The organism is Pseudomonas entomophila L48, from assembly GCF_000026105.1.
In the GTDB taxonomy this organism is placed as follows: Bacteria; Pseudomonadota; Gammaproteobacteria; order Pseudomonadales; family Pseudomonadaceae; genus Aquipseudomonas; species Aquipseudomonas entomophila.
Genome location: NC_008027.1, coordinates 2,742,501 through 2,757,805, shown reverse-complemented (window position 1 = coordinate 2,757,805; position 15,305 = coordinate 2,742,501). Strand labels below are relative to the sequence as shown.

The following is a 15,305-nucleotide window of genomic DNA, read 5'->3' as shown; positions in this document are numbered from 1 at the left end:
ACCGACATCTCCTTGCCCTTGATGAGGATTCACCATGCCCACGTATTTCGACCCGCACATTCATATGGTCAGCCGTACCACCGACGACTACCAGAACATGGCGGCCGCCGGCATCACCGGGGTGATCGAGCCCGCGTTCTGGCAGGGCCAGGCGCGGACCAGTGTCGGCAGCTTCGTCGACTACTTCGACACCCTGCTGGGCTGGGAGCGCTTTCGCGCCAGCATGTTCGGCATCCACCACTTCTGCACTATTGGTATCAACCCCAAGGAAGCCAACAACTTGCGGCTGGCCCAGGAAGTGCTGGACATCCTGCCGCGCTACCTGGTCAAGGATGGCGTGGTGGCGGTCGGCGAAATCGGCTACGACGACATCACCCCGGAGGAAGACCGTTTCCTGGCCCTGCAGATGGAGCTGGCCAAACAGTTCAGCCTGCCGGTGCTGGTGCACACCCCGCACCGCGACAAGATCGGCGGCACCAAGCGCACCCTGGCGGTGATCCGCGAAGTCGGCATCCCCGAGCACCTGGTGGTGATCGACCACCTCAACGAGCTGACCCTGCCCCTGGTGCTGGAGACCGGCTGCTGGCGCGGCCATTCGGTCTATCCCAACACCAAGATGTCGGAACAGCGCATGGTCGCCCTGCTGCAGCAATACGGCACGGAGAAAATGATCGTCAACAGCGCCGCCGACTGGGGCGTCAGCGATCCGCTGAAAGTGCCGAAGACCGGCCAGGCCATGCGCGAAGCCGGTTTCAGCGAAGCCCAGGTCGAGCAGGTGCTGTTCCATAACCCGGTCGACTTCTTCGCCCAGAGCGGCCAACTGGACAAGGCCCTGGTCAGCACGCCATTGCCGATCGACCAACGCAAGACCTGGCAGGAAAACTCGGCCCTGCGCGGCCAGGACCCGGTGATCAAATGAGCGCCGCCGCGTGCTGGACGCCCACACAACTCGGTTACTGCGCCAATGTGCACCCGACCCGCGACCTGGCCGGGCTGCGCGCCTCGATCGAGCGCCACTTCCAGGGCGTGCGCCACCTGCGCGGGCTGCACGAACAGGACAGCGGCCTGTGGATCTGCGCCCGCGCCGCCGACGCGTTGCAGGACGCGTCGGCATGCGGCCGCTTTCTCGACCTGCTACAGGACACCGGGCTGCGCCTTACCTCGCTGAACGGTTTTCCCTATGGCGAGTTCCATGAGGGCGCGGTGAAGGCCGAGGTCTACATGCCCGACTGGTCCATGCCCGAGCGCCTGGCCTACAGCCTGAACCTCGCACGAATCCTGGCGCAGGCCTTGCCGGCGGACTGCCGACAAGGGGTGATTTCCACCGTGCCCCTGGGCTACGCCGCCAACTGGAGTCCGGCCTTGCAGCAGCGCGCCGAACAGCAGTTGCGCCAGCTCACCGCCGAGTTGGCCCGGCTGCATCGCGAGTGCGGCAGGAAGGTGGTGTTCTGCCTGGAAATGGAGCCGGACTGCGTACTGGAAAACACCGACCAGGCCATCGCCTTCTTCGCCCATTGGCAAGCCAGTGATCCGCACCATGAATACCTGGCCCTGTGCTTCGACGTCTGCCATCAGGCCGTGATGTTCGAGGACTGCTATCGCTCGCTGGACCGCCTGCGCCTGGCCGGGGTGCCGATCGGCAAGATCCAGCTGTCCAACGCCATGATCTGCCGCCTGCCGGCCAATGACCCGCAGCGTTTCGCGCAGGTCTTTGACGTGCTCGGCCAGTTTTGCGAAGCCACCTACCTGCATCAGGTCAAGGCGCGGGACCATCAAGGGCGCCTGGTGGCCTGGGCCGACCTGCCTGCCGCACTGGCCGACTGCGCCAGTGATCCCGGGCGCTATGGCGAGTTGCGGATTCACTTCCACGTCCCGCTGTTCAGCGAGCAGCTTCTGCTGCCCGAACTCAGCGGCAGCCAGGTCGCACTGGGGCAGACCTTCGACTATCTGGCTGCCCACGACGACCTGCGCCCGGTGCTGGAGGTGGAAACCTACAGCTGGGGTGTCCTGCCGGCACAACTGCGGCCGAGCGACGAGCAGGCCCAACTGCGCGGCATCGCCGCCGAACTGCACTGGGTCGAGTCACAACTGCGCCAGCGTCGTCTGCTGCGCGCGCCAATACACGAGGGGCATGCCGATGCCTGCCCGTAAACCCCTGCTGTTGATCAACGTGGTCGGCCTGACGCCCTCGCTGCTGGGGCCGAACACGCCGCATATCAACGCACTGCTGAAAGCCGCGCAGATGGCCAGCCTGCAACCGTCATTCCCGGCGGTGACCTCCACGGTGCAGGCCTCGATCCTGACCGGGGCAGCGCCGTCGCAGCACGGTATCGTCGGCAATGGCTGGTACTTTCGCGACCAGGCCGAGGTGCGTTTCTGGCTGCAACCCAACGCGCTGATCCAGGGCGAGAAGGTCTGGGACACGCTCAAGCGCGCACTGCCCGGGTTTCGCTGCAGCCAGTTGTTCTGGTGGTACAACATGTACGCCAACGTCGATGCCTCGATCACCCCGCGCCCGCATTATCCGGCCGACGGGCGCAAGCTCTTCGGGCTGTATTCGTCGCCGCCGGGCCTGCACGAACGGATCGAAGCACAGATCGGCGAGTTCCCCTTCCCCGGCTTCTGGGGGCCGGCGGCGGGCATCGCCTCGAGCCGCTGGATCGTCGATTGCGCCCTGCTCGAATTCCAGCTCAATCGCCCCGACCTGCAACTGGTCTACCTGCCCCACCTCGACTACAGCCTGCAGAGGGTCGGCCCCGAGCACCCGTCGATCGCCGCTGAGGTACGGGCCATCGACCATGAAGTCGGGCGCCTGCTGAGCTTCGCCCGGGACCAGGGCGCGGCGGTGATGCTGCTGTCGGAGTACGGCATCGAGGCGGTCGGGCAATCGGTGTCCATCAACCGCGTCCTGCGCGAGCAAGGCTTGTTGCAGGTGCGCCAGTCGCTGACCTGGGAACTGCTCGACCCCGGTGCCAGCGCGGCCTTCGCGGTGGCCGATCACCAGATCGCCCATGTCTACGTCAGGCGCGAGGAGGATGTTCCGCGCATCAAGGCCCTTCTGCAGCGCCAGCCCGGCATCGAGCAGGTGCTCGATCGGGCCGAGCAGCGCACCTGGCAACTGGACCACCCTCGCAGCGGCGAACTGGTGGCGCTGGCCGCCCCGGGATTCTGGTTCGATTACTACTACTGGTTCGACGAGCGCAAGGCGCCGGACTTCGCTCGCACCGTGGACATCCATCGCAAGCCCGGCTACGACCCGGTGGAGCTGTTCGTCGACCCGGCCATTCGCTTCCCCAAGCTGAAGGTGGCGCGCCGTCTGCTACAGAAGAAGCTCGGCATGCGCTACTACATGGACCTGATCCCGCTGGACAGCGGCCTGGTCCGTGGCAGCCACGGCCGCCCACCCGCCAGCGAGCAGGTAGGCCCGTTGCTGATCACCGATTGCGACGTACCGCTGCCGCGGCGCATTGCGGCAACGGCGGTCAAGCACCTGCTGCTTCTGCATTTCCTGGAGCAGAACCCAACTGACCTGGCCAATGCCAAGGAGCACACATGCGGCGAGCCATCTCGATAACCGTTCTCAGTACACTGGCCGGACTGGCCCAGGCTGATAACACCAACACCTTCAGTTGCAGCAACTTCCTGACCTTCAACGGCAATCAGGCCCAGGCCCAGGCCCTGCTCGAAACGAGCAAGGAAACCCTGAGCTGGAACTGGTTCAACTGCCTGAACCAGCTGGCGCCGAACGGTCTGGACCGGGTCTGGGAAACCATGAAGCCGTCGGACCAGGTGTACCTGGCCAATGGCGCCAAACCCACGCCCTACGGCACGCCCTTCACCCCTCCGGAGGACGTGACGAAACAGGCCGCCACGATTGCGGGGATGAACCTCAAGCGCGCCTTCCACAACCTCAACGCCACCCAGCAGGTGGATGGCCTGTCCCTGGAAATGGGCGGGGCGGTACCGGCATCGCAACAAGGCAAGCCCGTGCGCTTCCAGTTGCTGATGGGCGAGTCCACCTTCAACTACATCGTCGACCAGGGCGTCTACAACATGAATGGCCAGGACGCCCTTACCACCGGCCTGGACTTCCCGGCCACCGCCTGGGAAGTGAAGGCCGGCTGGTTGTGGATCGGCAGCGACGCCACCTACCAGGCGCAACTGGAAAAGGACGGCTACTACATCGCCCAGGCCTACTACCAGAACAAGGACGGCACCTACGAGGTCGGCTACGCCGCGCTCACGGCCCTGCACGTGATCAACAAGCTGGTCACCGGCTGGGTCTGGACCACCTTCGAGAACGTCAACAATCACCTGTACACCGTGACCAACGCCGTGCCGTCCCAGCCGATGACCAACAGCACCGGGCCGACGCCCGCGGCCATCCCGGTCAACACACAGTTCCAGGGCTGGTACGGGAACCTGTCGCGCTACGCGCTGATCGGCACGCAACTGCAGACCAGCCCCACGCTGCTGGCCAACTCCCAGCTGGAGTCGGCCTTCCAGACCCAGTCCTCGTGCTTTGCCTGCCACGGCACGGCGGCCTATTCGAAGAACGACGGCTACTTCAACTTCGCCCGGGGCGGCGAGGCCGGCCAGGGTGGCATCGTCTACCCGACCGAGCCGGTGCCCGCGTCCGAGTTCAAGGGCTACAACAAACTCGATTTTGTCTGGTCGCTGAAGCGCGCCCAGTGGCAGCGTCCTTAAGGAGCACGACATGAGCGTACTGAACTTCCCCCGCATCTACCTGAAAGGCCACATGTTCTGGAACCCGCCCACGGGTAACAACAACGATATGTTCCCCCTGTACGACGCGGTGAACATGGAGATGAACTGGCGCTTTCTCCAGTACTACAACATCAACAAGGACAATGCCGGTGACCTGCTGCTGAACTGGATGATCACGCCCCGGGCGCTCCACGAGGCGCCGGACTATGTCACCCAGGCGCCGCCCAATGCGCCGTCCCCGCGCAATCGTTACCCCGTCATGATGCCCGCCGAGTGGGATCTGTTCGGCGACAACGGCTGCGGCACCGTCACCTACAAAGAGACCACCTCCACCATCATCGGCGGCGAACTGCCCACCGGTGGCTATGTCAAAAGCGACCCGCTGATCACCCTACCCTACAACCTGTATGGCAATCCGTTCGGCAGCACCAACCCGAGCCCGGCGCGCTTCGTCGACGTCAGCCCCTGGCAGAACACCTTCACCGCGCTGTACTTCGACAGGCTGGTCCTGGGCGACGCCACCTGCGGCCTGACCGCCAAGCGGCAGTTCCGCATGCTCGATCGCTTCCTCAACTTCAACTGGGGCGCCTTCGGCGGGCTGAACTATGTCACCACCACCTGGCAGACCTGCTTCCCGAAAGAAAACCTGAGCTGGGTGGTCGGCGATTCGGTGCTGCTGAAGAACCTCCAGGCGCAACTGGACACACCGGGCGTGCAGGGCCTGATGTTCCGCTTCTGCACCTACCTGACCTTCTACGACAAGAACGGCGTGTTCAACGACCAGCCACCCATCAGTGCCAAATCCCAGGACCCGCTGGACATGGCCAAGGTCCAGGCGCTGTACCAGAAAGGCCTGAGCAACCCCGCGGGCATCTTCTTCAACCCGGCCTACAGCTGCACTTCCGGTGTCCTGGGCCTGTGGCTGGATGACGAGTACCCGACCGCGCCGGCCGGCGTGCGCCTGGTGCCTGACATTGCAGTGGCCGTGCCCGCGCAGTACAACTTCGAGTCTCCGCCCGAGGTACAGCTGGGTGTCGTCTCGGCGCAGGTTCACGACAGCATCTTGTCGCTGGACCTGATGAATACCTTCCCGTTCAAGCCCGCCACACCACAAGCAGGTCAGAATCCCGATATCCCGACGGCAGAAAAACTCGACCTCGGCAGCTTCGACGTGGGCATCGACCAGGGTGGCACGTTCGTCCCGGTGACCAGCTTCACCTACGCGGACTACCAACAGAGCATGTTCGAGCAGCGCTCGGGCATCCTTGACCTGCTGCTCACCGAGAGCCAGCAGGCGCAGTTGACCAGCGGCGCGCCGCTGGCGCTGCAACAGCAGGCGACCGGGATCCCGACCTCGAAGCAGGCGACCTGGACTGCCGAAGTGATCCAGAGCGGCAGTTTCATCGACGTAGGCGAAACCAGGACCCTGCAGATCATGGTGCAGAAGAATGGCGTACCCGCGAAGAACACCAACCTGCTGGTGGCGGAATACAACAACCCCTATCTGCTGGGCACCTCCAGCTACTACCTGGGTTTCAGCAACAACCCGGACTTTACCCTGTTCAAGGACTTCCCGGCTGATCGCACGCACAACACCGAAGTCTGGCCGCAGTTCGTCGGAGCCCCTGAAGTCGATGCCGTGGCAACCGAGGGCGCGGGACGCAAGCTGGTGGGCTTGCGCAGCGAGGTGGCGAACGATGTCGGCACGGAGGTGACGTACCAGCAGTACAAGACCACCCCCGCCGGCATATCGCTAGCCGCCTGCCTGGTCTTCGAGGGCGCCAAAACGCAGACCCGGTACCTGCAGGAGCCGGCGAACGAACAGGTGACCTACAACTACCTGCCGATCACCACCGACGACAACGGTATCGCCAGCGTGACGGTCACCGGCAAGCTTCCCGGTTTCCCGACCTTGCGCTTCTACCCCAACGAAGACGGCAAGGCCGATATCGTCTTCAGCTTCAACTACCTGACCGCCTACGTGGACTTCCTCGCGCCACTGCGGGTGCTGCCGGAGGAACCCACGCTGAAGCAGGCGTTCGTCGACCAATGGAACAAGGTCTATCTGAAAGCCGACGCGGGACAACTGATCTGGGACAGCTTCATCTACCCGAGGATCTTCGAGCCCTACTACTACCTGTACCCGATCATGGGCAAGTACATGCCGCTCAATGACCTGTCGCGCATCGAGGGTGCGGTGGACCAGCTCACCCGCCTGATCAGCAAGGCGTACCAGGAAGAAAGCACCGTGGCCATGCCGATCACTCGGGATATGCCGCAAAGCCGTCGTTCAGTGCTCGAGCTCTGGGCGCAGAAGCTGGTGCAACTGAAGTACCCACCGAAGCAGCTGACCATGGATGACTACAACCACCTGAAGATCAACTGAGGCACGAGCGCCGGGTGGCAGTGATGTCGCCCGGCGCTTTTCATGATTCAGGGAACAAGGCTCAAGAACCCCCGCGACAGGAAGGATCCATGCCAACAACACTCCATATCCCGCACCACCCCCGCGAAACCCTGCGCCCCACCTCGATCATCGCCGAAGGCCTGCTCAACCCCCGCGGCATCCATGCCGAGGACGACGGCAGCCTGCTGCTGGTCGAAGCCGGCAGCGGCCTGCCCGGCGACCCGTTCACCGGGCGGATCAGCCGCCTGCCTGTCGACCCGGGCAAGCCAGGCGCGTACCTGCCCCGCGAAACCCTCGCCCAGGGCTTCCGTGCCATGAACATGCAGGCACGCATGCTGCGCGACGAGATCATGGGCCTGTCGGACATCGCCTGTGGCGACGGTCGCTGCCTGGTCAGCCAGACTGATTACGTCACAGGCTCGAAACTCCTCGACCTGCGATACAGCCCCCCCGAACCGGTGTGTCACAGCCAGGGCAACCTCAATGCCCTGTGCTACCACCCCGGTCGGCGCAGCTGGCTGGCGGTCAAACCGGATACCAACGAGCTGGTGGAGTTGCGCCCCGGCGCGCAAGAACAGGTGCTGGTGCACCTGCCGCACCTGGAGCAGAACCAGGAGGCCGTGCCTGTCACCCTGGTATACGAGCCGGCAACCGGGGCGGTGCTGGTCAGCCTGTTCTCCGGCGAGCTGCATTGCGACCCGGCGCGCAAAGGCGTGGACTTCGCCGACAAGGCCGGCCAGGTGATCCGGGTGTGGCCGGCCAGCGGGCGCCTCGAGGTGCTGATCGACGGCCTGCAACTGCCCACCGGCCTGGCCCTGGACCCGCAGGGCAACGTGCTGGTCCTGGAGCTCTGCGCCAGCCTGCAGCAACCCCTGCGCGCCGACTGGAACGGCGAGGCGCTGCATGGCGGTTTCACCCGTTTCAGCGGCCGCTTGCTGCATTGCGACCTGCACAGCGGCGTGGTGAGCATCCTGGCCCGCGAGCTGGATACACCGTCGAACCTGTGCCTGGTGGAGGGTGCGGTGGTGGTCAGCGAAGGCATGGGCCTGTCGGGCCGTCCGCTGCCGACGCCCGAGGGTCGAGTGGTGCCACTGGACGGGCGGTTGCGCCGGGTACCGCTCTGACGCCCGACGACGGCGCCATGGGTCCCCCACTGACTTGCATGACCCGCAACCACCTGTCACGCCTGCCCAGCATCTGCAGCAGGTGCTGGATCGTCGCCCCCGGCCGGCCTGCGTAGATTGACCGCAGTAGCGTCAAATCAAGGCCGCTTGTGTCGATCAGCCATTGCCTGACCGGCTCCGGGCAAGGCCGGCCCTGCAACGCCTGGTGCAGGTAAGGCAAGGCGACGCGCATGCCTGGATGGCAACGTTGCACGAACGCCTCCAGGTTGCGGCCCCTGGCTTCGAAGGGGCAAAACAGCTGGCAGACCAGTTGATCCTCGCCCACGCCATAGGCATCGAACAGGCGCGCCTGGGCCACTTCGCGCAATGCCTGGCCCTGAGGCCAAGCCTCCTGTGCTGGCTCAAGGCTTCGGAAGAATGCCTGGGCACCCTCGCGATAACCACGCGCCCCGACATGCTGCGCTTGCAGGCCATGCAGGTGTGCCAGTGGCAGGGGATCGAACAGACCTGCCGGGCCCTGGGCCGAGCACGGTAAGGCGTCCTGGCGCCCCAGCATCTGATCGAGGGGGCCACTATCATCCAGATGCTGCAGCACATCCTCGACCGTCACCACACGCAAGCCTTGCCGGCCCCCGTCCTGTGTGCGGGGTGTCGGTGCCTCGAAGGGATCGGCCAGCAGCAGGCCCAGGCGCGTCAGCCCTGCGGCGAGGGCATCGATGTCGTTGCCTGGCGCGCTGTATCCCGCTTCGACCAACTGGCGCAGGCAATGCCTGCTCCAGGCCAGCAGGCGGCGGCGTTGGCTTGCCGGCACGACAGTCACCAATGCATCGACATCACCGGGCATCGCCAACGCCTTGCCCAGGCCTGCCGCCAACTCCAGATAGGCCCTCGCGCCCAGCACCGCTTCGGGCTGACCTCCCGTCAGGTGGCCAAACAGCAACCAGGCCTTGCCGCTGGCGGCACGTTGTTCGGACGAACAGCTCGGGCGGGCGCTGAATCGTCCGATCTGGCCACCGTCGGTACGCAGCAGCTCGACCCGCGGGTCGTCGTGCAGGAACAGCGCACTGAAACAGCGCTCGTGACTGGCCAGGGTGGTGTCGTCGAGGGTCGGATGCCTGGCCACCAACACTCTCATCCGGAAGGTGTCGACATAGCGCAGGGAAATGCTCAGTTGCGCGGCGCGCAGGCAGGCCAGCAAATGGGCGCTGCGCCGATCGGCCCCGTGCAGCACCATCAGCTGGAATCGGCCGACGTGCTCATGGCCACCTGCCACCACCAGCAAGCGCTGGATCAACAGTTGCACCGACGCGCGCTGGGCCTGGTTCATATGCTCGAACAGGCGTTGCAGGACCTGTTGGTAAACATAGTGCATGGCTTGGTCGTGGGTATTACTCATGCGTTCGCTCCACTTGCCTGAACGGTTCAGGCTGAAGCGTAAATTCTGGCAGATGAATATAGCGTTGCGCTTGAAGGAAACTTCCTAAACTAAAGTAAGACGCTTAGGTAATTATTGAATAATCTCAAACTAGCGGAGAGGACCGACATACGCTGCTTAATCCATCCTGAGTTTGTAGGACGCATCCTATAAGTTTCCTTTAACTTAAACACCTTACTGATTCGTTAAAATGAATGGGGCCGCCCTGCGGCCCTTCGCCGGCAAAGCCGGCTCCTACAGGTGACGCGTCGCCTTCGGGCTGTGCAAACATCCGTAGGAGCCGGCTTTGCCGGCGAAGGGCTGCAAAGCAGCCCCATCAAGTTGGAACATCTGGCGTATCTGGAGTACCTGAGCGAAGTTCGATACCTGTCAGGACGCCTTCATATCCAACACCACCCGCCCGCCACAAGGGCATTCATCCATATGGCGATGAGCCTCGACCACTTTTGCGAACGGATACACCTTGATGATCTGCGGCGTCAGCAGATGATCGGCGGTGAACTGGTTGATATCGCGCAAGGCCCGTTGCAAGGCAACCTGGTCCTGGTCGATACCCAGCTCCGGCTTGCCGGTGAAGTTACCGATACAGTGCACGTGGAACTGAATGTTCTTCTTGAACGCCGCGCAGGCCGGGAACGGTGTCTGGTTGCCGCCCTGCAGGCCATACAGCACCAGGCTGCCACGGGGTGCCAGCACATCGCCAAGCAGCGACATCTGCGGCCCGCCCATGCCGTCGAGGACCATGTCCACGCCACGGCCATCGGTGTACTTGCCGATCTGCATCAGCAGGTCCTGCTCTTCGGTGACGATCACCTTGTCCGCGCCCAGGCCCAGCAGATAATCGCGCTGCTCCGGCTCCTTGGTGGCGGCGAACACTTTCAACCCGAGCGCCTTGCCCAATTGCACGAAGGCCGGCCCCGCGCAGTGGCTGGCATCGGTGACCAGCGCCGTCTGCCCGGCCTTGGCCCGGGCCAGGTCGACGAAGGCGAAATAGGCGATCAGCAGCGGCGTGTAGTGCACGCTGGCCTCGATGGGGGTCAGCACATCGGGGTAACGGGTGATGGCCATGCGCGGCAGCACAATGACGTCGCCGTACACCGGGTGGTCGTTGGCACTGGTGGCCGGGAAGCTGGCAACCCGGTCGCCCACCGCAATATCATCCACGCCGGCGCCGACTGCCGTGACCACACCGGCCATCTCATGGCCAATGCCTGCCGGCAGGTGCGCCTGGGACGGTGCCAGGTTCTGCCGCCAGAGCACGTCGTACCAGCTCACGCCAATGGCCTCGACGCGAATCTGCACCTCGCCGACAGCCGGGGTCGGTTCGGCCTGCTCCTCGCAGCGGAGCACATCGGCCGGGCCGAACTTGTGGAAACGGATCATGCGGGACATCGCATACCTCGCCTATGTGAATCTCGTATTACCACGGACTTTATCCGGGCTTTCACGGTTGGGCCATCAGTGGCTGTTAATAGTCGACATGCCTGTCATTGATTGGGCCCCTGACAAATCTGTGCATTGGCACCCGGAAATCGGTGCAGGGTACCAGCCTTTGGCCTTAAGATTCACCCCTGCCCCACTAAAGCGAGCCGCATCGAATGAATCGTAACGACTTGCGTCGCGTAGACCTCAACCTGCTGATCGTGTTCGAAACGCTCATGCATGAACGCAGCGTGACCCGCGCCGCCGAGAAACTGTTCCTCGGCCAGCCGGCGATCAGCGCCGCGCTGTCGCGCCTGCGCAGCCTGTTCGACGACCCGTTGTTCGTGCGCACCGGCCGCAGCATGGAGCCTTCTGCCCGGGCCCACGAGATCTTCGCCCTGCTGTCGCCGGCGCTGGACTCGATCTCCACCGCCGTCAGCCGCGCCGCCGAGTTCGACCCGGCCACCAGCAACGCGGTGTTCCGCATCGGCTTGTCCGACGACGCCGAATTCGCCCTGCTGCCGCAATTACTCAAGCGTATCCGCGCCGAAGCCCCCGGCATCGTGCTGGTAGTACGGCGGGTCAACTACCTGCTGATGCCCACCCTGCTTGCCTCGGGCGAGATTTCGGTGGGCGTGAGCTACACCAGCGAACTGCCCGCCAACGCCAAGCGCAAGGTGCTGCGCCGCAGCATGCCCAAGCTGCTGCGCGCCGACAGCATGCCCGGCAGCATCACTCTGGACGATTTCTGCGAACGCCCCCATGCGCTGGTGTCGTTCGCCGGCGACCTGTCGGGGTTCATCGACGAAGCGCTGGACGAGATCGGCCGCAAGCGCCATGTGGTGCTGGCGGTGCCGCAGTTCAACGGTCTGGGGAGCTTGCTGGCGGGAACCGATATCGTCGCCACGGTGCCGGACTACACGGCCGATGCGCTGACGGCGGCGGGCGGGTTGCGGGCGGAGGACCTGCCGCTGGAGGTGCGGACGTTCGAATTGCACATGGCCTGGCGCGGGGCGCAGGACAACGATCCGGCGGAGAAATGGTTGAGGTCGCGGATACAGATGTTCTTTGGCGACCCGGACAGTCTGTAAAGCGCCCTCCACGTACTGGTCGGAACAGCTGGCATTTCCATTGAACCGCCGATGGACAATCCACATCTGGGACCTCGCTTGAGCCAGCAATTCGCTTGAACGAGAGCCTTGAGCACTGAATTCGCACGCAGTGATCCATCAACATGATGTTCAAAGGAGCAGGATTTCATGGCAGCACTGGATAACGTTTTTCATGGTCTGCACCGGCAAGGGTTGCTGGTTCTGGCCAACGTGGCTGACGCTGGCGGCGCGCGCCTCGTCGAGCGCCTGGGCAGCAAGGCCGTCGCCACCAGCAGCGCGGCGATGGCCTGGTCCCATGGCTACCAGGACGGCAACAAGCTTCCGCTGCAGTTGCTCAGTGCCACCATCGGCTCGATGACTCGGGTACTCGGCGTACCCCTGACGGTGGATATCGAAGGGGGCTATTCGGACGATCCCGAACAGGTCGCCAAAGTCGTCGAGGCCGTCATCGCCTCGGGTGCGGTTGGCGTCAATATCGAAGACGGCGTGGCCTCGCCCGAGCTGCTCGTGCACAAGATTGACGCCGCCAGGAGGGTTGCCAATCAGCACGGGGTCAACCTGTTTGTGAATGTGCGCTGCGACGTCTACCTGAAAAACCTGGTGCCGGCCGAGCAACGCCTCGAAGAACTCCTCAAACGCGCTGCACAGTATGCCAACGCTGGCGCGGACGGATTGTTCGCCGCCGGTGTGGTCGAACCGCATGAAATAGCCACCGTGTGCCGAGAGTCGAGTTTGCCGGTCAACCTGCTCTGGCGCACAGGCCTGGCCGCTCCCGACCAACTGCAACGCCTTGGTGTCAGGCGCCTGAGTGCCGGTTCGAGCATCGCCGAGTTCTTGTATGGCGCCATGGGCGGGTTGGCCCGCAGCTTCCTGGAGAGTGGGCAACTCGACACCCATGCCTTGAAAGCCCATACCTACGGCGAGCTGAATTCGCTGATGGCCCCTCTGTAGGAGCCGGCTTGCCGGCGAAGGCCGCGCCGCGGTGGATGGCACCGGCATGGCCGGTGTTCGCCGGCAAGCCGGCTCCTACAACGGGCGCGTGTTTCTTGGGCGCAAAGACAAAACCCCTACCTGCATGCGCAGATAGGGGTTTTGCGAAATGAATCTTGACGATGACCTACTCTCACATGGGGAAACCCCACACTACCATCGGCGATGCATCGTTTCACTGCTGAGTTCGGGATGGGATCAGGTGGTTCCAATGCTCTATGGTCGTCAAGAAATTCTGTTGCCAGAAGATCCAGATGGATACTCCAGCGAATTCGGATATGTGATTTGTGATGTTGCGAACTTTCGGTTCTTTCGTCTTCACCACCACAATCTGCGTTCATGTGCAGATTGCTTGGGTGTTATATGGTCAAGCCTCACGGGCAATTAGTATTGGTTAGCTCAACGCCTCACAGCGCTTACACACCCAACCTATCAACGTCGTAGTCTTCGACGGCCCTTCAGGGAGCTCAAGGCTCCAGTGAGATCTCATCTTGAGGCAAGTTTCCCGCTTAGATGCTTTCAGCGGTTATCTCTTCCGAACATAGCTACCCGGCAATGCCACTGGCGTGACAACCGGAACACCAGAGGTTCGTCCACTCCGGTCCTCTCGTACTAGGAGCAGCCCCTCTCAAATCTCAAACGTCCACGGCAGATAGGGACCGAACTGTCTCACGACGTTCTAAACCCAGCTCGCGTACCACTTTAAATGGCGAACAGCCATACCCTTGGGACCGGCTTCAGCCCCAGGATGTGATGAGCCGACATCGAGGTGCCAAACACCGCCGTCGATATGAACTCTTGGGCGGTATCAGCCTGTTATCCCCGGAGTACCTTTTATCCGTTGAGCGATGGCCCTTCCATACAGAACCACCGGATCACTAAGACCTACTTTCGTACCTGCTCGACGTGTTTGTCTCGCAGTCAAGCGCGCTTTTGCCTTTATACTCTACGACCGATTTCCGACCGGTCTGAGCGCACCTTCGTACTCCTCCGTTACTCTTTGGGAGGAGACCGCCCCAGTCAAACTACCCACCATACACTGTCCTCGATCCGGATAACGGACCTGAGTTAGAACCTCAAGGTTGCCAGGGTGGTATTTCAAGGATGGCTCCATGAGAACTGGCGTCCCCACTTCAAAGCCTCCCACCTATCCTACACAAGCAAGCTCAAAGTCCAGTGCAAAGCTATAGTAAAGGTTCACGGGGTCTTTCCGTCTAGCCGCGGATACACTGCATCTTCACAGCGATTTCAATTTCACTGAGTCTCGGGTGGAGACAGCGCCGCCATCGTTACGCCATTCGTGCAGGTCGGAACTTACCCGACAAGGAATTTCGCTACCTTAGGACCGTTATAGTTACGGCCGCCGTTTACCGGGGCTTCGATCAAGAGCTTCGCTTGCGCTAACCCCATCAATTAACCTTCCGGCACCGGGCAGGCGTCACACCCTATACGTCCACTTTCGTGTTTGCAGAGTGCTGTGTTTTTAATAAACAGTCGCAGCGGCCTGGTATCTTCGACCGGCGTGGGCTTACGCAGCAAGTGCTTCACCCTCACCGGCGCACCTTCTCCCGAAGTTACGGTGCCATTTTGCCTAGTTCCTTCACCCGAGTTCTCTCAAGCGCCTTGGTATTCTCTACCTAACCACCTGTGTCGGTTTGGGGTACGGTTCCCAGTTATCTGAAGCTTAGGAGCTTTTCTTGGAAGCATGGCATCAACCACTTCGCGCTCTAATGAGCACTCGTCATCAGCTCTCGGCCTTGAGATCCCGGATTTGCCTAAGATCTCAGCCTACCACCTTAAACTTGGACAACCAACGCCAAGCTGGCCTAGCCTTCTCCGTCCCTCCATCGCAATAACTGGAAGTACAGGAATATTAACCTGTTTTCCATCGACTACGCTTTTCAGCCTCGCCTTAGGGACCGACTAACCCTGCGTCGATTAACGTTGCGCAGGAAACCTTGGTCTTTCGGCGTGCGAGTTTTTCACTCGCATTGTCGTTACTCATGTCAGCATTCGCACTTCTGATACCTCCAGCAAGCTTCTCAACTCACCTTCACAGGCTTACAGAACGCTCCTCTACCGCATCA

General features: G+C 62.5%; 10 protein-coding genes and 2 rRNA genes (1 of these 12 only partly in view). 8 read left to right on the top strand and 4 right to left on the bottom strand.

Annotated elements, in window-relative coordinates:
• Window positions 1–34 precede the first annotated feature (34 nt).
• The 6 genes from PSEEN_RS12240 (at window position 35) to PSEEN_RS12215 (ending at window position 8,259) form a co-directional block, all read left to right on the top strand.
• Window positions 35–919, top strand: coding sequence for a TatD family hydrolase (locus PSEEN_RS12240; protein ID WP_011533825.1), 885 nt, complete (start codon window positions 35–37; stop codon window positions 917–919).
• Window positions 916–2,151 (top strand): metabolite traffic protein EboE, encoded by a 1,236-nt coding sequence (gene eboE, locus PSEEN_RS12235; protein WP_011533824.1) that lies wholly within the window; start codon window positions 916–918, stop codon window positions 2,149–2,151. The genes PSEEN_RS12240 and eboE overlap by 4 nt, the downstream gene beginning before the upstream one ends.
• On the top strand, window positions 2,138–3,574 hold the full coding sequence (locus PSEEN_RS12230) for an alkaline phosphatase family protein (protein ID WP_011533823.1): 1,437 nt from the start codon (window positions 2,138–2,140) through the stop codon (window positions 3,572–3,574). The genes eboE and PSEEN_RS12230 overlap by 14 nt, the downstream gene beginning before the upstream one ends.
• Window positions 3,553–4,707 (top strand): hypothetical protein, encoded by a 1,155-nt coding sequence (locus PSEEN_RS12225; protein ID WP_011533822.1) that lies wholly within the window; start codon window positions 3,553–3,555, stop codon window positions 4,705–4,707. Before PSEEN_RS12230 ends, PSEEN_RS12225 begins: the two co-directional genes overlap by 22 nt.
• Before the next feature lie 10 nt (window positions 4,708–4,717).
• On the top strand, window positions 4,718–7,114 hold the full coding sequence (locus PSEEN_RS12220) for a hypothetical protein (RefSeq protein WP_011533821.1): 2,397 nt from the start codon (window positions 4,718–4,720) through the stop codon (window positions 7,112–7,114).
• Window positions 7,115–7,203: 89 nt separating this feature from the next.
• Window positions 7,204–8,259: a hypothetical protein gene (locus PSEEN_RS12215; RefSeq protein ID WP_011533820.1), complete on the top strand. Its 1,056-nt coding sequence runs from the start codon at window positions 7,204–7,206 to the stop codon at window positions 8,257–8,259.
• Here the strand turns inward: PSEEN_RS12215 and PSEEN_RS12210 are convergent.
• Both PSEEN_RS12210 and PSEEN_RS12205 read right to left on the bottom strand, forming a co-directional pair.
• Window positions 8,165–9,655: a hypothetical protein gene (locus tag PSEEN_RS12210; RefSeq protein WP_011533819.1), complete on the bottom strand. Its 1,491-nt coding sequence runs from the start codon at window positions 9,653–9,655 to the stop codon at window positions 8,165–8,167. The genes PSEEN_RS12215 and PSEEN_RS12210 overlap by 95 nt on opposite strands.
• 408 nt (window positions 9,656–10,063) lie before the next feature.
• The gene (locus tag PSEEN_RS12205; RefSeq protein WP_011533818.1) at window positions 10,064–11,086 is read right to left on the bottom strand and encodes a zinc-dependent alcohol dehydrogenase family protein; all 1,023 of its coding nucleotides are present in this window, start codon (window positions 11,084–11,086) and stop codon (window positions 10,064–10,066) included.
• Between the two features lie 206 nt (window positions 11,087–11,292).
• Here PSEEN_RS12205 and PSEEN_RS12200 point away from each other — a divergent pair, with 206 nt between their 5' ends.
• Together PSEEN_RS12200 and PSEEN_RS12195 are read left to right on the top strand one after the other, a co-directional pair.
• Window positions 11,293–12,207 (top strand): LysR family transcriptional regulator, encoded by a 915-nt coding sequence (locus PSEEN_RS12200; protein ID WP_011533817.1) that lies wholly within the window; start codon window positions 11,293–11,295, stop codon window positions 12,205–12,207.
• A gap of 168 nt (window positions 12,208–12,375) precedes the next feature.
• A complete protein-coding gene (locus tag PSEEN_RS12195) occupies window positions 12,376–13,179 on the top strand; it encodes an isocitrate lyase/PEP mutase family protein (RefSeq protein WP_011533816.1) in 804 nt (267 codons plus the stop codon).
• A 153-nt stretch (window positions 13,180–13,332) separates the two neighbouring features.
• On the opposite strand, the gene rrf is transcribed toward PSEEN_RS12195, so the two are convergent.
• Window positions 13,333–13,448 (bottom strand): 5S ribosomal RNA (gene rrf, locus PSEEN_RS12190).
• A 133-nt stretch (window positions 13,449–13,581) separates the two neighbouring features.
• A 23S ribosomal RNA gene (locus PSEEN_RS12185) occupies window positions 13,582–15,305 on the bottom strand (it continues 1,169 nt past the right edge of the window).